The 20773-nt window shown below is 55.0% G+C and carries 18 protein-coding genes; 1 reads left to right on the forward strand and 17 read right to left on the reverse strand.

The window, feature by feature from the left end; all coding sequences use genetic code 11:
• Positions 1 to 17: 17 nt before the first annotated feature.
• The 15 genes from dnaE to G7Y43_RS01975 all read right to left on the reverse strand — a co-directional run bounded on the left by dnaE (position 18) and on the right by G7Y43_RS01975 (position 16212).
• Positions 18 to 3473, reverse strand: coding sequence for a DNA polymerase III subunit alpha (dnaE, locus tag G7Y43_RS01905; protein WP_165043498.1), 3456 nt, complete (start codon positions 3471 to 3473; stop codon positions 18 to 20).
• Positions 3474 to 3718: 245 nt separating this feature from the next.
• Complete coding sequence (gene atpC / locus G7Y43_RS01910; RefSeq protein WP_165043500.1) at positions 3719 to 4126, reverse strand: ATP synthase F1 subunit epsilon; 408 nt, start codon at positions 4124 to 4126, stop codon at positions 3719 to 3721.
• Positions 4126 to 5571: a F0F1 ATP synthase subunit beta gene (atpD, locus tag G7Y43_RS01915; protein WP_165043502.1), complete on the reverse strand. Its 1446-nt coding sequence runs from the start codon at positions 5569 to 5571 to the stop codon at positions 4126 to 4128. The genes atpC and atpD overlap by 1 nt, the downstream gene beginning before the upstream one ends.
• Positions 5572 to 6465, reverse strand: coding sequence for an ATP synthase F1 subunit gamma (gene atpG / locus G7Y43_RS01920; protein ID WP_165043504.1), 894 nt, complete (start codon positions 6463 to 6465; stop codon positions 5572 to 5574).
• Between the two features lie 12 nt (positions 6466 to 6477).
• On the reverse strand, positions 6478 to 8043 hold the full coding sequence (atpA, locus tag G7Y43_RS01925; RefSeq protein ID WP_165043506.1) for a F0F1 ATP synthase subunit alpha: 1566 nt from the start codon (positions 8041 to 8043) through the stop codon (positions 6478 to 6480).
• On the reverse strand, positions 8040 to 8621 hold the full coding sequence (gene atpH / locus G7Y43_RS01930; RefSeq protein ID WP_165043508.1) for an ATP synthase F1 subunit delta: 582 nt from the start codon (positions 8619 to 8621) through the stop codon (positions 8040 to 8042). The genes atpA and atpH overlap by 4 nt, the downstream gene beginning before the upstream one ends.
• Entirely contained in the window at positions 8611 to 9231 is a 621-nt protein-coding gene (gene atpF, locus G7Y43_RS01935) for a F0F1 ATP synthase subunit B (RefSeq protein ID WP_370514627.1), read from the reverse strand. The genes atpH and atpF overlap by 11 nt, the downstream gene beginning before the upstream one ends.
• Before the next feature lie 47 nt (positions 9232 to 9278).
• The gene (locus G7Y43_RS01940) at positions 9279 to 9500 is read right to left on the reverse strand and encodes a F0F1 ATP synthase subunit C (protein ID WP_165043510.1); all 222 of its coding nucleotides are present in this window, start codon (positions 9498 to 9500) and stop codon (positions 9279 to 9281) included.
• Positions 9501 to 9642: 142 nt separating this feature from the next.
• Positions 9643 to 10440: a F0F1 ATP synthase subunit A gene (gene atpB, locus G7Y43_RS01945; RefSeq protein ID WP_165043512.1), complete on the reverse strand. Its 798-nt coding sequence runs from the start codon at positions 10438 to 10440 to the stop codon at positions 9643 to 9645.
• Positions 10441 to 10454: 14 nt separating this feature from the next.
• Positions 10455 to 10772, reverse strand: coding sequence for a hypothetical protein (locus G7Y43_RS01950; RefSeq protein WP_165043514.1), 318 nt, complete (start codon positions 10770 to 10772; stop codon positions 10455 to 10457).
• A 380-nt stretch (positions 10773 to 11152) separates the two neighbouring features.
• On the reverse strand, positions 11153 to 11608 hold the full coding sequence (locus G7Y43_RS01955) for a cytidine/deoxycytidylate deaminase family protein (RefSeq protein WP_165043516.1): 456 nt from the start codon (positions 11606 to 11608) through the stop codon (positions 11153 to 11155).
• 1 nt (position 11609) lies between these two features.
• A complete protein-coding gene (glyA, locus tag G7Y43_RS01960; protein ID WP_165043518.1) occupies positions 11610 to 12863 on the reverse strand; it encodes a serine hydroxymethyltransferase in 1254 nt (417 codons plus the stop codon).
• A gap of 6 nt (positions 12864 to 12869) precedes the next feature.
• Positions 12870 to 13310, reverse strand: a complete 441-nt coding sequence (gene rpiB / locus G7Y43_RS01965; RefSeq protein ID WP_165043520.1) for a ribose 5-phosphate isomerase B — start codon at positions 13308 to 13310, stop codon at positions 12870 to 12872.
• A 296-nt stretch (positions 13311 to 13606) separates the two neighbouring features.
• On the reverse strand, positions 13607 to 15100 hold the full coding sequence (gene glpK / locus G7Y43_RS01970) for a glycerol kinase GlpK (protein ID WP_165043522.1): 1494 nt from the start codon (positions 15098 to 15100) through the stop codon (positions 13607 to 13609).
• Positions 15079 to 16212, reverse strand: a complete 1134-nt coding sequence (locus G7Y43_RS01975) for an alpha/beta fold hydrolase (protein WP_165043524.1) — start codon at positions 16210 to 16212, stop codon at positions 15079 to 15081. Before G7Y43_RS01975 ends, glpK begins: the two co-directional genes overlap by 22 nt.
• 230 nt (positions 16213 to 16442) lie before the next feature.
• Between G7Y43_RS01975 and cas9 the strand changes: the two genes are divergently transcribed.
• The gene (cas9, locus tag G7Y43_RS01980; RefSeq protein ID WP_165043526.1) at positions 16443 to 19517 is read left to right on the forward strand and encodes a type II CRISPR RNA-guided endonuclease Cas9; all 3075 of its coding nucleotides are present in this window, start codon (positions 16443 to 16445) and stop codon (positions 19515 to 19517) included.
• On the opposite strand, the gene cas2 is transcribed toward cas9, so the two are convergent.
• Both cas2 and cas1 read right to left on the reverse strand, forming a co-directional pair.
• Positions 19506 to 19817: a CRISPR-associated endonuclease Cas2 gene (gene cas2 / locus G7Y43_RS01985; protein ID WP_165043528.1), complete on the reverse strand. Its 312-nt coding sequence runs from the start codon at positions 19815 to 19817 to the stop codon at positions 19506 to 19508. The genes cas9 and cas2 overlap by 12 nt on opposite strands.
• 5 nt (positions 19818 to 19822) lie before the next feature.
• Positions 19823 to 20722, reverse strand: coding sequence for a type II CRISPR-associated endonuclease Cas1 (gene cas1, locus G7Y43_RS01990; protein WP_165043530.1), 900 nt, complete (start codon positions 20720 to 20722; stop codon positions 19823 to 19825).
• Between the last annotated feature and the right edge of the window lie 51 nt (positions 20723 to 20773).

The raw sequence follows: 20773 nt of genomic DNA on the forward strand, positions 1-20773 counted from the left end.
CACGCCCGCCTTCAATGCTAGGCAACTATCGCGGCATGACCGAACAACTCCTGCAGTTCGGAACGCATAACCCGATTCGACGCGTCAACCGATACCGGTAATTCAGCACGCAGCTTTGATCCGTTGTTTTGCTGCACAAACAGCACCACACCATCGCGCCCCGGATACGACTGCAAGATACGGTTCAAACGCAGCGTCTTCGCCTGATCAAACGTTGAACAGGGGACTCGTAATTCCAGGCGCGAGGGACGCTCATCTGACTCGTTGAGCTCGATAATCTCAAGCTCAAACGCCATGATCTGATTACCGCGATCGCTATGCTCGAACTTGCCCTTAATCTTCACGATCGAGTCTTCCTGGATAACCTCTGAGAAATCGTCGTATTTGAAGCAGATGCATTCGACGCTGCCCGTGGTGTCCTCAAGCTCGAAAGTAGCCATTTTGGTGCCACGCTTTGTGAGCTTCACCACAACGTTTGAGATCATACCCACAAACACCGCATTAGGAATCTCCTTCGTGCGCTCAGCCAAGTCGCCGAGCTGCCACTTTGTCATACGCGAAATGGCATGCTCGTATGGCCGCAGGGGATGGTCGGATACGTAGATCTTCATGATCTCCTTCTCGAAGGTGAGCAGCTGCCGCTTCGACCACTCCACACCATCGGGCGGCGGCACTTCCTCCTTGAATGAGTCGTCGACCTCCGCGAACATGCTGAACATGTCCATCTGACCCGAATCGCGGTCTTTCTGACGCTTCGCCGCACCCTCGAGCAACGGTGTCTCGTCAACGAAGTACATAAGTTGCTTTCGTGTGTAACCAGTCGAATCAAACGCGCCACCCTTTATGAGCGCTTCGAGGGTCTTTCGGTTGTAACACTTTGCATCCAAGCGGCTCACAAAGTCATGTAAGCTGGTAAAGGGGCCGTTTTCCTCTCGTTCAGCGATGATAGCGTCAGCGACGTTTTTCCCCACGCCACGCACACCCACCAAGCCGAAGCGAATACCTTCGTCAACCGGCGTGAACTCAGCGTTCGATGAGTTAATGTCGGGCGGCAGCACCGGCGTACCGTTGCGGTTGCAGCTGGCGATGTAACGAATGAGGCGATCGGTGTTTCCCATGTAGCTGGATAACACAGCAGCCATGAAGTCGTTCGGATAGTGCGCCTTCAAGTATGCCGTACGCATAACCAAAATGGCATACGCTGCCGAATGCGATTTATTGAACGCGTACTTCGCGAATTTTTCCGCATCGTTCCAAATTTGCTGGGCGATCTTGATGTCGTAGTTGTTTGCAACCGCTCCGGCATCCCAGTCGCCCTGCAGCTGTTTCATCACGTCGAGCTTCTTCTTGCCCATTGCCTTGCGCAGCTTGTCTGCCTTACCGGCAGAAAAGCCGCTCATAGCCATGGAAATCTGCATGATCTGCTCTTGGTAGACCATGGTGCCGTATGTTTCTTCCAAAATGGGCTTCAAGCGTTCATCGTAGTAGTGAATAGCTGTTTTACCACTGGCTACCTTCACGTAGTCATCGACCATGCCGGATTCCAGAGGACCCGGACGATTCAACGCGATAGAGGCCACCACGTCGGAGAATCGACTCGGGGGAAGTCGACTGAACAAACTCACATATAACGCGCCTTCAACCTGGAACAGGCCATCCATGTTACCCGAACGCATGAGCTCGAAGGCTTTTGGATCGTCGGTGGGTATTTCTTCAGGCACGATCTTTTCGCCGAAGCGTGCTTCGATGTTGCGGCATGCGCGCGACAACACACCCAAGGTGCGAAGCCCCAGAAAGTCCATCTTCAACAACCCTAGATCGGGTGTGTAGTGACCATCGTACTGGGTAATAATTCCGCCGCCCTTCGTGTCACGCTTCATGGGAACATGATCACTCATGGGGTCGCGGCAGATGATGGTGGCACATGCGTGCACGCCCTCACCGCGCACGTGCCCTTCGATTGATTGAGCGGCGTCAATAACCGCTTTCACTTCGCTTTCAGCGGCGTAGGCCTTCTTCAGGTCGGGATTAGTGTCGAGCGCCTTATCGATAGTGATGCCAAGCTCATCACCGATCATCTTGCAGATGCGGTCACCCACCGCATACGGATATCCCAACACGCGCGCCGCATCACGCACAGCGTTTTTCGCCTGCAGCTTACCGAAGGTGATAACGCCAGCCACATGATCTTCGCCGTACACGTCTTTAATATGTTCGATAACTTCACCGCGACGCTCATCTTCGAAGTCGACGTCAATATCGGGCATCTCAACACGCTCTGGGCTCAAAAAACGTTCGAACAGCAGGCCGTTTGATAGCGGGTCAAGGTCAGTGATACCCATGGCGTACGCCACAATGGCTCCTGCAGCAGAACCGCGGCCGGGACCAACGCCGATACCCTGACTACGTGCCCATTCGATGTATTCCTGCACAATGAGGAAGTACGCCGGGAAACCTTGCTGGATGATGACGCTCATTTCGTAATCAGCGCGCTCCTGCGCCTCGGGAGGCACCGGCGAACCATAGCGCTTAACCATGCCCTCGTTCACGCGTTTCCGAAACCAGCTTTCCTCGGTTTCACCCTCAGGCAAAGGGAAACGCGGAAGGATGGAATCTCGCTCAAGCACAACGTTGCACTTTTCCGCTACCTCGACCGTCGTATCACACGCCTCAGGGAAGTCGGCAAGCGCATCGCGCATTTCTTCCTCAGTCTTCATATAGAATTGGTCGTTAGCAAACTTCATGCGGTTGACTTCATCAACCGTAGCGCCCGTGCCGACGCACAGCATGATGTCCTGCGCGCGGGCATCTTCTTGCAGTAGATAATGGAAATCGTTCGTGGCAATGGTTTTGAGCCCTGCAGCACGCGCGACATCGGTGAGCATATGATTGAGCTCGGTTTGCGTGAAGCCGGCATCGGTGCGTATGCCCTGGTTTTGCAGCTCAATGTAAAAGTCACCTGGATCAAAGCAGCTCGCGAACTTACGAGCCCATTCCACCGCATCATCAAATTGTCGGTTGTCGAGCAGCTTCGGAATAATACCAGCAACGCACGCACTCGAACCGATAATGCCGTGCCCATACTTTTGCAGCATGCTGAATGTGGTGCGCGGCTTGTAGTAAAAGTTGTCAACGTGGCTTTCCGACACGAGCTTCAGCAAGTTATGGTAGCCTTCGTTCGTTTTTGCAAGAAGCAACAGGTGGTACAGGCGCGGTTTCACGTCCTTGCGAAGCTCTTCATCGGTGGTGAAATAAACTTCGCATCCGTAGATGGGTTTTACCACCTTGCCCGTTTCCTTTTCGACAGCAGTACATGCATCGCAGAGCTCAACGACGCCACTCATGACACCGTGGTCGGTAAGGGCGACGGCTGGCATGTCGAGATCGGCTGCTCGGCGCACCATATCCTTAATGTGCGTAAGCCCGTCAAGCAGCGAATACTCAGTGTGGTTATGCAAGTGAACGAATGCCATAGTGTATGCCTCGAATGCGTACGTTATGCGCCGGGGTACGTATTGGGAGAAGATGAGCGCAAGGTTGCTTTCACGGTTTCTTTCACATTCATTCTAACAGCTTCCCCGAAGTTTGATATCTCGAACCCCGCGAACAAACCGTGGGTTTTTTATGAAACGTATGTTCGAGTACCTCTCTACAAAAAGATCCCGCAGCTTTCGGCTGCGGGACCCTCACATAGGTACTGGTTTTGCGACACGTCGCCTTACGCTTCGGCCGCCTTAATGCGCACATTGCACCACGCAATGTCAGCGGGCAGCATAGTCTTTGCCAACTCGGCTTCATGCTTACCGGCGGCTTCATTCTGCAGCTCAGCCAGCTGATCACGCACTGCCTGCACGTCGATGTCCTCAACGGCCACCGCACGGTCGGCCAAAATGATGACTTTCTCCCCCGTCACTTCAACGTAACCGCCCTGCAAAGCGAACGCGCGAGGATTCGAGCCATCCTCGTTCTTCAGACGTACGACACCATCGGCCAAAACAGACACGGTGGGCGCATGGCCGGGCAAAAAACCCATCTCGCCCTCGACGCCCGGCACGATAACCATATAGGCTTCAGATGAGAACAACCGCTTTGCCGGTGTGACAATGTCGCATGCGAGAGCGGCCATTATTCGCCAGCTTTCTGCATCTCGTCGTACGCTGCATACACGTCCTCGATGGCCCCTTTGTACACGAAGCACTGCTCGGGAATGTGGTCGCACTTGCCGTCGAGAATCTCGGCGAAGGAGCGCACGGTGTCCTCAATCTTCACGTACTTACCCGGGTTGCCAGTGAACACCTCAGCAACATGGAAGGGCTGACCCAAGAACTTCTGGATCTTACGGGCGCGGTTAACGGTGAGTTTCTGCTCTTCTGACAGCTCGTCCATACCCAGAATGGCAATGATGTCCTGCAGGTCCTTGTAGTTTTGCAGGATCTGCTGCACACCAACGGCTACGCGGTAGTGCTCTTCACCAACAATCTCGGGATCGAGCGCGCGCGACGTGGAGTCGAGCGGATCCACCGCCGGGTAAATGCCCAGTTCAGCAATGGAGCGGGACAGAACCGTCTTGGCGTCCAAGTGGGTAAACGTCGTTGCCGGAGCCGGGTCGGTCAAGTCGTCGGCGGGCACGTAAACGGCCTGAACCGACGTAATGGACCCAACGTTGGTCGACGTGATGCGCTCCTGCAGGTCACCCATCTCAGTTGCCAGCGTGGGTTGGTAACCTACAGCGGATGGCATACGTCCAAGCAGAGCGGACACCTCAGAACCAGCCTGCGTGAAGCGGAAGATGTTGTCAATGAACAGCAGCACGTCCTGACCCTGATCGCGGAAGTATTCCGCCTCGGTCAGACCCGCCAGACCGACGCGCAGACGCGCTCCCGGCGGCTCGTTCATCTGTCCGTAGACCAAGCAGGTCTTCTCGATAACACCCGACTCGCTCATTTCCAGGAACAAGTCAGTACCCTCACGGGTACGCTCGCCAACGCCGGTGAACACCGACGTACCACCATGCTCCTGAGCCAGGTTGTTAATGAGCTCCTGAATACACACGGTCTTGCCAACGCCAGCGCCACCGAACAGGCCCGTTTTACCACCCTTAACGTAGGGCTCGATCAGGTCGATAACCTTAATGCCGGTCTCAAAGATCTCCGTCGTCGTGGTGAGCGTTGCGTACTCGGGAGACGGATGGTGGATGGGCATCCACTCGGTAATCTCCGGCATGGGCTTGCCATCAACAGGCTCGCCAATAACGTTCCAGATGCGACCGAGCGTATTCTGCCCAACAGGCATCATGATAGGAGAACCAGTGTCCTCCACCTCGATGCCGCGGGTCAGACCGTCGGTGGACGACATGGCGACAGTACGCACCAAGTCGCCCGGAAGATGCGTTTGCACCTCCAAGATAGTGTTGACCTCCCCAACGGGGGTCATGGCATTGACCGTAAGGGCGTTGTAGATAGCCGGCATCTGGTCCGGCGGAAACTCAACGTCCACAACAGCGCCAACGATTCGGACGATACGTCCCTTCGCACGCTGCTCGGCCGATGCGCTTGCATTCGTTTCAGCCATTTATTCCTCCAAAGCCGCAGCGCCGCCCACGATCTCCGAAATCTCGGTTGTGATGGCGCCCTGGCGGACACGGTTATATAGTCTGGTCAGCGTTTCGACCATTTCGTTGGCGTTGTCGGTCGCCGACTTCATGGCAGCGCGGCGAGCCGCCTGCTCAGCGGCAGCCGAATCGACAAGCGCATGGAAAATCGTCGTGCGAACATATGCGGGAAGCAACATGTCCAGCACAGCCTCAGCGCTCGGCTCGAACTCGACGTCACCGGGAAGAGAGGCCTCGCCAGAGGTGCCTTCGGCATCGCCTTGCAGGTCGTCGGCGTTGACCGGCAGCACCTGCTCGACACGAAGCACCTGCTCCGCCGCATTCTTCGCATGGTTGTACACAAGCACAACCTCGTCGATTTCGTTATTCACGTAACCGTCGATAGCGAAGGTGGCGATAGCAGACGCCTCTTCAACCGTAGGATCAGCAGAGAGATCCTTAAACTCCAAGACCGGCTTGACGTTGCGATAGTTGAAGTATCCAGCGGATTTCTTACCGCACGCCACGATCTGGCAAGAGGCCCCTGCAGCTTGATTCTCTCTCATAAGGCCCTCGGCGCGGCGCAGCACGTTGCTGTTGAACCCGCCCGCAAGGCCACGGTCCGACACGACAACCACGATAAGCACGTTCTTAATTTCCTCGTGCCTGCGGAGCAAGGCGCTCTGCCCGCCCTGCACGCGAGAGGCGACGCTTCCCAGCATTTCCATCATCGATTCGGAGTACGGGGTCGCAGCCTCCACGCGTTCCGTTGACTTGCGGATCTTCGCCGCAGCAACCATTTCCATGGTGCGCGTGATCTGCTTCGTCGACGATACGGAGCTGATGCGTCTTTCAATGTCGTGAAGGTTGGGCATGTTCTACCTGCCTTACGCCGTAACCGAGAACGTCTGCTTGAACGAGTCAAGCGCGGCGTTCAGGTCGGCTTCAATTGCGTCGGTGAACTTCTTCTCCTTCACAATGCTCTCCAGCACCTGAGGTGCCGAGGCACGCAGGTACGCGAGCATCTCCGTGCGGAAGCGCACGACGTCGCCAAGCGGAATATCATCGAGATATCCCTTGTTGCCAGCATAGATGGCCGCCGCCTGTTCGGATGCGGGCATGGGCATATAGCGACCCTGCTTCAGCAGCTCGGTCATGTGTGCACCGCGGTTCAGCTGATCCTGTGTTGCCTTGTCCAAGTCGCTGCCGAACTGGGTGAACGCCTGCAGCTCGCGATACGACGCGAGGTCGAGACGCAGTGAGCCAGCAACCTGCTTCATAGCCTTGATCTGCGCAGATCCTCCAACGCGGGACACAGAGATGCCCACGTCGACTGCAGGACGCTGACCCTGGAAGAACAGGTCGGTTTGCAGGAAGATCTGACCGTCGGTGATGGAGATGACGTTCGTGGGAATGTATGCGGAAACGTCGCCTGCCTGCGTCTCAATGATGGGCAGAGCGGTCATGGAACCCGCACCGTTCTCATCGGACATCTTCACAGCACGCTCGAGCAAGCGGCTATGCAGGTAGAAAACGTCACCCGGATATGCTTCGCGTCCCGGCGGACGACGCAGCGTCAGTGACATCTGGCGATATGCGACGGCCTGCTTCGACAGGTCGTCGTAGATGCAGAGCACGTGGCGTCCGGGGTTATCGGCACCTGCGGGTTTGCCGTCCTCGCCGTTGTACATAAAGTACTCGCCGATAGCAGCGCCAGCCATAGGCGCGATGTACTGCAGCGGGGCAGAGTCGGACGCCGTAGCGGAAACGACGATGGTGTAATCCATCGCGCCGTGACGCTCGAGTGTTTCGACGATCTGCGCGACCGTGGAGGCCTTCTGGCCGATTGCCACGTAGATGCAGATCATATCCTGACCCTTTTGGTTAATGATAGCGTCAACCGCAATAGCGGTCTTGCCCGTTTGACGGTCGCCAATGATCAACTCGCGCTGGCCTCGCCCGATGGGAATCATCGAGTCGATAGCCAAGATGCCAGTCTGCATCGGCTCATGCACCGGCTTACGGGCGATAACGCCAGGAGCCTTGAATTCGACAGGACGCATGCCGTCAGCCTTGATAGGGCCTTTGCCGTCGATAGGAATACCCAGCGGATTCACCACGCGGCCAAGCATTTCCTTGCCCGACGGAACCTCGACGATGCGACCGGTGGTGCGCACCTGGTCATTCTCCTTGATCGCGGTGACATCGCCAAGGAGCACGGCACCAACCTCATCCTCTTCGAGGTTCTGAGCCAGGCCGTACACGGTCTTGCCTTCGCCGCTGACAAACTCCAGCAGCTCACCTGCCATCGCGTCCTTCAGGCCATCAATGCGGGCAATGCCGTCGCCGATCTGAATGACGGTGCCAACCTCACGGGACTCGACACTGGTGCTCAGCGCATCAAGTTGCCTGCGCAGAGCCTCGTCAATGGACTGTGCGGTGATTTCTGTCACGAGCGTTCACCTCCATCTGTTGTGTCTTTGAGGACGGTACGCGCATTCTCTAACTGCGTGAGAATACTGGCATCGATCCTCTTGCCGTTTGCGTTCATGAGTATGCCGCCCAACAGGGATGGGTCGATATGCTCACGCAGCACGACCTTGGTTCCCAAATCGGTTTCGGCTTTCCGTACGATAACCTCTCGCAGGTGGTCATCGAGCTCTACGACCGTGGTCACATCGACAACGGTCATGTTCAGCTTGGCTTCGAGCTGTTGCCCATACGCCTCGCTCACGCGGGGAAGCAGATCCGTGTCGCCGCGCTCTGCCATAACGGCGAGAACATCAACGAGCACGGGATTGGCCGTGGCGAACACGCCGCGAGCCACCTCCGCACGCTGCTCAGCGGTATACGAGCTGTCGCCGATCGCGCTTGCAAGATCCATGTTCGACCGCATGATCCGCACAATGCTCTCAAGCTGATCGCGCACTTCGAGCACGTCGTTTTGGCCACCTGCCTCGTACACGCCATCCAAAAGGACAGCAGCGTACGTGGCTACCTGCTCTTTAACGATCTGGCGATTAATCGGCATTGAAACTGCCCGCCTCGTTCACATAGCGTTCGATGATCGCGCGATGCTCATCGTCGCTCAAATCCTGGCCGATCAAACGCGACGCCACCGCGATAGAGGTGTCTGCAACCGAACTCTGCAGCTCGGCGATCGCAGCCTTCTTCTCGCTCTCGATGGCAACGCGAGCTTTCTCAACCATGACCTCCGCCTCGCCTTGCGCCTTGGCCGTGATGTCGGCTTTCACCGACTCGCCGGTCTTCTTCGCATCAGCGATAATCTGCGCAGACTGGCTTTTCGCTTCCTCGAGCTGCTTGCGATACTCCTCGAGCAGGCGCTCGCTTTCAATGCGCGCCGCCTCCGACTTCTCAAGCGCATCCTTCACAGCAGCCTCGCGCTTCTCGATGATGTTGTCCACCACCGGCCAGCCAAACTTGGCCAACACGACGGCAATCACCAGGAAGGCGATGAGCATCGGAATGAACTCGTTCATGTCGGGAAGGATGAGGGCGATGCCCGTCTTCCCCCCTTCTTCGGAGGCAAACGCAGCCACCGGAAGAATAAACGAAGAGGCCGCGGACAAAGCAGCAGTGAAGCCGAGCGTACCCAGTATCTTCTTTGCTTTTGCTTTCACGTGCTCTCCTTTTCGGTTTCTTTAGAACGTATCTGCGCTCAAGCCGACTAGAAGATGAACGCGGCAACCAAGCCGATCAGGGCGAGCGCCTCTGCGAGAGCGCCGAAGATCAGGGCGTTGGTGAACAGCTTGCCGGCGAGCTCGGGCTGACGGGCGGAGCCGACGCACAGGCCGTAGCCGCACAGACCCAGACCAATGCCGGGGCCGATGGTGCCAAGGCCATAGCCGACAACCTTCAAGGCCGCGATGACGAGAGTGGTTTCTGCCATTGTTTCCTCCTTTTACCGTTTCCGGGCCCTTCCCAGAAACACCAGTACCTATGTTCATCCGGCGGGAGTTTGCCGGGACAAACCAAAATCAGCGTACCCACGAGGGGCATGCGGCGCAAAGCGCCACGTAAAGACAAACCTCTTAATGCTCCGACGTAGCCAGACCAATGTAGACAGCCGACAGAATAGTAAACACATAAGCCTGCAAGAATGCAACCAGGCACTCCAGCACGTACATGGCAATAAGGAACAGCATCCAGATGATAGAGGGAAGCGCCAGCACGGCGTTAGCTGCGTAGATGGCATCCTGAATAAACACCGTGGTTAACAGCGCGAAGATACCAAGCACCATGTGTCCCGCGAACATATTGCCGTAAAGTCGGACGGCCAACGTGAGCAGGCGAATGACCAGCGAGATAAACTCAAAGAACCAAATGATAGGAACCATTGGCTTCGGCAGGCCCGACGGGGCAATGGACTTGATGTAGCCCAAGCCGCCCTTGGCTTTGATGCCGTAGTAATTAAAGTACACGAACGCGATGAATGATAACGCCCAGGTGACACCCAACGTGCCCGTTGCAGCCTTCGCACCCGGAATCAAACCAATCACATTCGCGGTGAGAATGAAAAAGAAGAGTGTGGCCAAAAACGGTATGTGCTTCTTGTATCCATGCCCGATGGCGCCTTCACCCATGTTCCGCTTCACGGCGTCATAGCCCCACTCAACCATGCCGGCAAACTTGCCGTTCGGAACGACTCCGATCTTACGTACACCGATAAGCACCACCGCCAGAACCACCGCCAGCACGATAAACATCCACAGCGTGTACTGGGTGATGCCGAAGCCGCCGAAGTCGACGACGAACGCCGAATCGAACGAAGAACGAAGATGTTCGATCGGAGCGGCGATGTCCGCCAAAGGGTTACCCGTCAGTTCCATGTAGCTCTCCTCTACTATTGTCGCTTCGATATAAGACCGAAAGCAATAACCGCAACGATGAACGACACAACCTCGGCGAGCGCGTACGCAAGCAAAACGTCACGTGCAATCAAGCCGCACACAACGATACCAGCGCCGAGCATCACGAAGGAAACGGCGATGGCGGCGAAGAACAAACCTGCAAGGCTGCCCGTGTGCGTTGGGTTGATTGCACGCACGCGGACGGTGGCATACCGAAACGGCAGGCAGCTCACCACGCCTATCAGAACTCCTATGATGATCGCAATCGCCAAAACAACTGCTTCCCCTCCGCATGCCGTACGAATCGGCATGCATGAAACGTCATTTGAAAGTATAGTAGCGAAACGCGCGGAAAGCACCTATTTATATTTATTTTTTTGCCTCGCAATTCGGTAGATGATGCATAAACTCTCACTATTATGAATAATTTCTGATTAGTTTGATTTATTATCAAGATAATGTAAGTTCTGGAGCTTTTCCCAAGAATCGAAAAAAGAATTTTTTAACCTGATTACCCATACAGCTTGGGAAAAACGCATACCGCATCGCAAAAAAACAACCTTTTCACCATTTTTGCATGGAAGCTGTTTTGTACAAAAGTATTCGTCTGTCTCGATACACGCCACAGAAGCGTACAAGGGGCGCTGCGTGCAACCTACGCCGCCCCTTGTAGCACCGAAAAAGCCAGTGATTATTCGTACACTCGCAGCTTCATGCCCGACTCGCGCAGCATATCCATGGCAAGTTCGTCGGGATATGGGTTCTGATACACCACCTCGGTTATACCGGCGTTGATAAGCATCTTGGCACATACCACGCAAGGCTGCGTGTTCACGTAGATGCTTGCCCCCGAAATGTCGATGCCGTAGCGCGCCGCCTGGATGATGGCGTTTTGCTCCGCGTGTAGACCGCGGCAGATCTCATGACGCTGCCCACTGGGAACGCCCATCTGCTGACGCAGACACCCCGTCTCGCCGCAATGCGCAAGACCAGTGGGAACCCCGTTGTATCCTGTGGCCAAGATGCGGCGATCCTTCACAATGACGGCTCCCACCGCACGTCGCAAACACGTCGTGCGCGAGGCAACCTGGTTCGCCAATGTCATGAAGTATTCGTCCCATCCAGGACGATTATCCGGCGCGCCCATGCTAACCCAACTCCGGATACAGGGGATACTTCGCCAACAAGGCATCAACCCGTTCGCGTACCTCGGCAAGTTTCGTCGCGTCGTCGGCATTAAACACCGTTTCGGCAATACAGCAGCCCACTTCGCGGAAGTCGTCGGTGTCAAAGCCGCGCGTGGTAGCCGCGGCGGACCCCACGCGAATGCCACTCGTGACGAATGGGCTGAGTGGCTCGTTGGGAATCGAATTCTTGTTCACCGTAAGCCCCACTGATTCAAGCAGCGTCTCGGCGTCCTTGCCGGTCACGCCAGCTGGCGTGAGATCAACAAGGCACAGATGATTGTCGGTGCCACCCGACACCAGGCGCAGGCCCCCTTCGACCATAGCCTTTCCCATGGCAGCACAGTTGACTACTACGTTGTTTATGTAGTCGGCGTACGACGGCAGCAGCGCCTCGCCGAACGCCACAGCTTTGCCGGCGATAACGTGCATGAGCGGGCCTCCCTGCGTACCAGGGAATACCGCCTTGTTGATTTTTTTCGCCATGGCCTCATCGTTGGTGAGAATAAACCCGCCACGCGGGCCACGCAGCGTTTTGTGGCTGGTGGAGGTAACAATATCGGCGTACGGAACAGGGCTTGGGTGCGCTCCTGCGGCAACCAAACCGGCAATGTGCGCCATGTCCACCATGAACAGCGCACCCACCTCATGCGCAATGTCGGCCATGCGCTCAAAGTCGATAACGCGCGGATACGCGCTCGCTCCGCCAATAATGAGCTTCGGGCGCGTTTCCTTCGCCAATCGCTCCATGGCGTCATAATCAATAGTTTCGGTTTCAGGATCGAGACCATAATGAACCATGGTGAACCACTTGCCCGAGAAGTTCACCGGCGAGCCGTGCGTGAGATGTCCACCATGATCGAGACTCATACCCATAACGGTATCCCCTGGGTTTACTGCAGCCATGTACGCTGCTAAGTTCGCGCTTGCACCGGAATGCGGCTGTACGTTGGCGAATGTGCAGTCATACAGTTTACATACGCGCTCGATGGCAAGATCCTCAACCAGATCGACTTTTTCACACCCACCGTAATAGCGCTTCCCCGAATAGCCCTCAGCGTACTTATTGGTGAGCACGCTGCCCATGGCCTCCATGACGGAAGGCGACGTAAGGTTTTCGCTGGCTATAAGCTCAACGCAACCGCGCTGGCGGGCAAGCTCCTGTCCGATGATATCTGCGACCTCAGGGTCGGTCTGCGAAAGAAATGCGTGCGCCATACTATGCTAGCTCCTTTCCAACGCCATGATCTTCTGCACGCGACCAGCATGACGGCCACCGCCGAAATCGGTTGACAGAAACGCATCGAGAATAGCCTTATTCTCGTCAAGCGTAACGAAGCGGCCCGACAGCGTGAGCACGTTCGCATCGTTGTGTTCGCGGGCGAGCTGGGCAAATTGTGTGTTAACCGCGTTCACCGCACGAATGCCGCACACCTTGTTCGCGGCCACAGCCATGCCGATGCCCGTACCGCACACGAGCACACCGAAATCGGCGTCGCCAGCGGCTACATAGCGCGCGACACATGCAGCGAAATCGGGATAATCGACCCTCTCGTCGGTATCGGGCCCGCAGTCGATAACGTCGAAACCGCCTCGAACCAGGTAGTCAACGAGACTTTGCTTCTGCTCGAACCCCGCATGATCGCTTGCGATACTGATAATCACGGAAACACACCTTCCCTATTCTCGCCGTATCCTTGCGTTTGTTGCACCCGCCTTACAACTGCTTGGGTGCAACAGAAACACTATAGCGCCCAACGCGCCTGTGCCGCGTGAAATCTTGGTTAAGTTAGAGCGAGGAAGCGGCAAAGGCTGGCGAATGACGAGTGTCGAAACGGCGCGAACGGTGCAGGCAGCACAGGCAGCACAGGCAACGTAAACGGAAAGCAGCGAAGAGCACCACGAAAACCGAAGTGTCACCACCAGGATACGCGTATCCTGCAAACAAATGCACTATCCGATCACGCCCTTACCTTCCCCACTGCGCGTACCCATCCGTCAAGCAGCGCAGCGCGTTCATGGGCTTCCATAGTCGGATGAAAGCACGTATCAGTCGTGCGTAAGGCACGCAATGCGTCCGTACCACTCCAGAAACCGGTGGTAAGCCCCGCCAGGTACGCCGCACCAAGTGCGGTCGTTTCCGCATTTGCCGGGCGACGAATAACCGCATCAAGCACATCGCTTTGGAACTGCATGAGGAAATCGTTCGCCGACGCTCCCCCATCAACGGTAAGTGACGTCAGACTCTCGCAGGCGTCAGCTTCCATAGCACGCACCAAGTCGGAAACTTGATACGCGAGCGACTCGAGCGCCGCGCGCACCACATGCGCGCGAGACGTGCCGCGCGTAAGGCCGAGAATAGCGCCACGAGCTTGCGCGTCCCAATACGGCGCGCCAAGGCCCGTGAACGCAGGTACCACATACACGCCACCCGTATTTGGCACGCTGCGAGCGATGTCGCAGGTGTCAGCGGCTCGATCGATAAGCCCCAGATCGTCACGCAACCACTGAATGAGCGCGCCGGCCATAAACACACTGCCCTCAAGCGCGTATTCGGGCTGGGCAACACCTGGAGCGCTGGCGGCTACCGTGGTCACCAACCCATGTGACGACGTACACGCCTCATGCCCCGTGTGCATGAGCAGAAAGCAGCCCGTGCCGTACGTGTTCTTCGCTTGACCAGGCTCGAAGCAACACTGACCGAACAACGCCGCCTGCTGATCTCCCGCCACACCACAAATGGGAACCCCCGACAACACCGCAGAATTGGTAGTGTAGCCAAACGGCGACGACGAGGGTCGCACGTCGGGCAGCATGCTTGCGGGAATGCCGAACAGGTCGAGCAACCACGGATCCCAACGCATTTCGTGAATGTTGAACAACATGGTGCGACTGGCGTTGGTGGCGTCGGTGGCATGAACACGCCCTTGAGTGAGCGTCCATATAAGCCACGAGTCAACCGTTCCGAACACCAACTCCCCTGCCTCAGCGCGCTCGCGAGCGCCCGCAACGTTGTCAAGAATCCACGCAATCTTACTTGCGGAGAAGTATGGGTCGGGAATCAGGCCCGTCCGGCGCGTGATCTCGCGCGCGATGGATTCGTCGGTACACAATGTCTCAACCATGTCGGCCGTGCGGCGGCACTGCCACACGATGGCGTTTGTTACCGGCTCACCCGTGCGTCGATCCCACACGATGGTAGTTTCCCGTTGATTCGTGATGCCAATGCTGTCGATGTCGGCAGGCTCCAAGCCGTTCGACACCACAAGCTCGGTAAGCGCTCCGAGTTGTGAGCTTAGTATCTCGCGTGGATCGTGCTCAACCCAACCCGGCTGGGGGTAGATCTGACGAAACGGGTTCTGCACGCAGGAAACGACGTTTCCTTGCGCATCAATGAGCATAGCGCGTGACGAGGTGGTTCCCTGGTCGAGCGCTACGACATACGTTGCTGACATGCGTTGTCCTCCATCCAAACCGCTATATCTTCGAACACCTGGCGCCGACCAGGTTCGTTGAGTATCTCATGACGCATGCCTTCGTACAGACGCACGTCAACCTGACGTGAGCCAGCCCGCCGAGCCAGGTCGGCTGCGCGCTGCACACCCGCACCGAAATCACCCACCGGATCACACGCACCAGCAACGAATAACAGCGGCAGATTAGACGGCACCTTGCGCGCACAGGAACGCGATGCAACCTCGGCCGTAAGGCTGGTGAGCGCAGCATACCCACCCACCGAGAACATGACTCCGCACAAATCGTCGGCGCGGTAGGTGTCAACCACGGCGTCATCGGTACACAACCAGTCAAACGGCGTGCGCGCATCGGCAATTTGGTGAGCATAGGCACCCACCCCCAATCGGTCGAGCAGTGAGCTGCGGTAGTCGGCACCCTTTAGCGCCGCGAGCGCCCGGGCGAGCAGGTTGCCGGCACGCGAAACAATAATCGGCTGCTGCCCCGTGCCGCACAGCACCGCCGCCGCCACGCCCTGGCCATGGCGAGCAAGGTAAGCGCGAGCAATAAAGCTACCCATAGAATGCCCAAACAGGATATAAGGAACCTGCCGGGGATAACGCCCTTCTACGATACGACGAAGCTCGTGCACATCGCCGATGAGAATATCTTTGCCACAAACCGGCAGCACACCCAACTCATCGGCGCTGGCCACGCTTTTGCCATGCCCGATATGGTCGGCTGCACACACAACGAACCCACGAACTGCCAAAAAGCGCGCGAGCTCGTCATAGCGGCCCACATGCTCGGTCATGCCATGTGCAATCTGCACGATGCCGCGCGGGTGCTGCGACATGTGAGCGCGCGAACCCCGCGCGCCACGCACATCAACCGGTGTCCATATAAGCCCCTTGATGGCAGTTTTTTCATCGCACGATTGAAACCCCACCGGCGCAACGTTCACAGCGCTTTCGGCGTTTTCAGCACTCACAGCGCTTTCGGTACTCGCAGCACGCTCGGCACTTTCGGTACTCGCAGCTCGCTCGGCACTTTCGAAAACCCCAGCACTTTCGGCGCCTTCGACACTCAAAGCGCGCTCACTCTGATTCTCCATGGGAACCCCTCCGTCTTTATTTCACCCATTTGTCGTTCCCCATTATAACCAGGTCAACCCTTTGCTGCATGTTCATCCAAAACTGCGGAGTGGGCCGAACGTTCCCGAGACACCGACATCCGATGACAAAACTGCAAACCAACGCGAACTCTTATCGGCATTGGAAGGGATGCTAAGCCCCAGTTTTGCATGCGCCCCACAGAGAATTGGTGCCCCAGTAAGGAAGGATTGTGAACCAAAAGTGGACGATTCTTGTCATATCTCCGCATGTCAAGCGTTATCCTAAAAGAGCACTGATGCCAACCTTAGGAGACGCTATGGTTACCTCTATACCCCCTCTTACTATTCTTGGCTTAGATATCGGAATTGGAAGCTGCGGTTGGTCGCTACTCGACATGACGAACAAGAGAATCATTGCTTCAGGCGTCCGTCTCTGGGAAACGCCGCAAGAACCCAAAACAAAAGCAAGTACTGCGGCAACTCGCCGCGCCGCTCGATCAGCACGGCGCAATACCAAACGGAATGCAGATAGAAAGAAACACTGTCTCACCCTTCTCAAAAAGCACAAGCTTGTTCCTGCCGACGCTCAAGCCCAATGGCTCCAATCCGTGAAGAAAGACAAACCCGTCATAAAACTAAGGGCGGAAGGACTTGAAAGAGGCCTCACGGATCGCCAATGGGCCCAGGTTCTTTATTCTCTATGCGACCGAAGAGGGTACATTCCTCATGGTGACTCAACCTCTTCAGGCGACGAGGGTAAGGTACTTAAGGCAGTGAAGCAGAATGCCGAAAAACTACAGGCTGCAGGCATGAGGACAGTAGGCGAAATGCTCTCTCAAGAACCACGCTCCCGAAACAGAGGCGGAGACTACTCGTTATGCGTCACCCACAATGACCTCATCGTGGAGGTCAACGCTCTTTTCGAGGCCCAGAGAGAGCATGGGAACCCTCGAGCAACTTCGCAATTCGAAGAGGAATACTTGGATATCTTCTCTTGGCAGAAAGACGTGTCGGAAAACGATCGGCGAATATATGACCAGGTTGGGTGGTGTACATATTTTAAGAACGAGAAAAGGGCACCAAAATCAAGCCTTTCTTCTCAGATGTGTGAAGCGTTTGAACGCGTTTCACATGCCGTATGGATCGACGAAAAAGGCACCGAACACAAGTTACCACCCGAGATAAAGCAAAGAATAGTCGAAGTGCTTTTCAGCCCCGTTCCTCTGAAGGGAAATAAGAGCTGCAAGGTAACCTACAAGCGAATTCGCGAATGGATGGAGCTCGATTCGGATTTTACATTCAAAGGAGTCGAATCCGAAAAGGAAAAAACAGAGGAGATCTACATCCCTAAAGCATGGAAAGTGATGCGAGAGAATCTCCCCAACGATCTAACAGTGGAACTACGCGACAACCGGGAACTCGCAGATATCGTCGCAGGGTGTCTCACCTACGCCTCAAGCGAAAAGAACCTTGTTGCCGTCCTTAAGGAAAACTGTATCGATGACAAGGATATATCATCCTTGTGCAGCCTTCCTTTCACTGCGCAGGTTTTCACCGGCTATGGTTCCCGGAGCCTGCGCGCCCTCGATCTGCTGATAAGCTCATTCGAGGACTACGAAAACGTTACTACCTTAGCTCAAGCAGAAGAGGCATCGGGGCTTAAAGATATGCGCCTTGAACCAGGTGAACGACGCGACACATCACTACCACCATACAAACTTTACGACCCCACATGCAAGAATCCCGTAGTGCTGCGCGTTATGGGACAGGTCAGGAAAGTCGTCAATGCGATCATCAAAGAGTATGGCATGCCCAACGAGATTCATATCGAGCTGGCGCGCGAGCTCAAACAATCCAAACATGAGAAACAGGTAATCAGCGAAAGGAATCGCGCCACGAGAGACGCCCGCGAGGCACGAGTTGCAAAAATAACCGAAGAGCTTGGGGTAGTACCAAAGAAGAGCCTAATAAAAAAGGTTGAAGCCTGGGAAGAGCAAGGCGGTCGATGCGTTTACTGCGGAAACCCTATTTCTTACGAACGTCTCATTGCCGAAGATCATTTTGCCGAAATAGATCATGCCCTTCCTTTTTCTCGAACCTGTGATGACAGTCAGTCGAACAAAGTTCTTTCATGTAAAGCCTGTAATCAGAACAAGAAGAACCGCACTCCGTACGAATGGGCGCAAGATGGAGGAATCAACTGGGAAGACTTTTCTCTTCGCGTGACAAGGAACAAGAAGATAGGACAGAAAAAGCGCGCGAAACTCCTGTGTACCGATCTTTCGGCAGCAAAAGAGGGTGAGTTCATAAGCCGCAACCTTAACGACACCCGATACGCATCAAGAGCAGCCAAATCGTTTATAGAGAACTACTTGGCTTTCCCGGAAGACGGCCACAAACAGCACGTCTTCGCCGTTGCCGGCGGTGCAACGGCGCTTTTGCGAAGTGCCTGGGGAATTCGGAAGAACCGCGAGGAAGACCAAGTGCATCACGCCGTCGACGCCGCCGTTATTGCTGCCTGTACCCGCCAACAGGTAATCGATATCGCAAGGGCGAACGAGCGGAAGTTATACACTCCGAAAAGCGAGCGCAAAGATCTTTTTAAGGCGACCGAACCTTGGAAGGGTTTTTCTGAAGAAGTTGCAAAATGGAAGACAACCATAATCCCAACCCACATGGTCGATCACAAGATTGGCGGTCGCGTGTTCGAAGATACGGTGTATGCATACTGCGGCCTTCGAAAAGATGGCAAAGTGGGACTTCTGGGAAGCGGTCCGAAAGGCAAACTAGGGACAAAAGCCTCATCAAATTACATTGTTCGAGAGGACGGCTCAGCTCTTATTGTGGACGAACTGGCGTTCATCAACCTATGGCTCGATCCTGAAGCGAAGAAGGGGAAAGGACAGTTGCTGCTTGAGCCGATTTATCGGGCGGATATTCCATTTGAAAGCAAACCAGGGTATGTGAGAAAGTACATTCCACCTCAAAGCGATAAAAAGCCCCGAGAGTTTTGGGATCCAGTTCCGGAAAGGGCGCTTGCTTTGAAGCCCCTCACCCTTTTTCCACAAGATGTGATTCTCGTTAAGGGGGAGATTCGGAGATTTAAGACAATTAATATCGCTACATGTAGCTGGCAGCTCTCGGATCCAAGAGGTGAGCTGACTGACACAGAAGCAACCAAAGGACTCGCGTTTTTAACACTCGATAAAGAAAACCTGCCTGTTCACATTGAAGAAGACGTTCTGGGGCTTGTTTTTAAACGACTCTCGATCAAGCAACACCAAAAGAAAGAGTCAGAAGAATAACGTCATCTGAGCACCGTAGTCATTGGAATGGTTCTGCTTGCGTTTCCCAAGCAGAACCATTCTGTTCTCGAATTGCTTTTCGGTCATAGTAAACACCGTCACACTTCCTGCTGTGGGGATATGGTTCTTCAGACGAGCAACATGAACCTCTGTTGAATCGCGCCCCAGTGTTACCCGAGAATAAACACTGAACTGCTCCATGCTGTAGCCGTCTTTTACGAGGAATTTTCGAAATTCAGTGTAGGCTTTCCGCTCTGCTTTCGTTGCAACAGGCAAATCGAACATCACTATGATTCTCATCACCCTCACTTTTCCTCCAAACGAACAAACGAAACAGGCATAAGGGAAGGCAAGTTGAGTAAATAGGCATCCTTAGCTAAAACCGCCCGCTTGAGCGAGGCGACCTCTTCCTCAATTGCACTTTGAACCGAATGGCATTTCCCCTGAACGGAAACCGAACATTCAAACACCCTCGTAAGAAGACGCTTGTTGTCAGTTGAAAGACCCTCGGATACATCACAACATGCCACCAGCAAATCAACGACAGGCCGAAACGGTTCTATCAGATCATCAACTAAGTTAAATGCATTAAGATCACTGCAATGATGCAAACCTCGAGAGACGAGCCATCCACCGGAAACAGCACATCGAGCAATTCCCGCTCGTAACACCGCATAACCATAATCTAGAAGAGCTGCGTATGGCCCCTCCCTTCTGGTTCCTTCCTTCAAGTATTTCCGAAAGTATGCAGAAGCTGCGACAGACTCTCTACCAGAGGAATCCCCCGATTTCACCTCCTTGGCATACTTTCGAACATCTTCACAACCTTCCAGACCCAGTATTTCCAAGCATTGCGCTTGGTTGAGAATCTTTTGTTCTACGATCGCCTTCCACAGTTGCTTTGCGAGGGGTTTCGAAATAAGAAGCTGATCCTCCACAATAGCAGCATGTCTGGAATGAGCACCAAGAGGCAATTGAAGAGCGACGGGCATATGACCCCCATCACATACCAAAACCCCTATCCCTTCTTCTGCCATCGCTGCAAGCAGAGCGGTTGACACTACTACCTCATTGCTCTCTAAAACAAGAACCCAGATATCCTCCAGAGGAATGCTTGTCTGAACGCCTCGCTGGTCCACCAGCAATTGATTATTCTTGCAGAAAAGCTTGGCGGGATTCTGTAAACAAATGGTTCTTTTTGACATGGGGGACAACCTCTTTTCACTTGGGAATATCAATTGTATAATGTCCACCTA

Source organism: Adlercreutzia sp. ZJ138, assembly GCF_011038935.1.
Lineage (GTDB): Bacteria > Actinomycetota > Coriobacteriia > Coriobacteriales > Eggerthellaceae > ZJ141.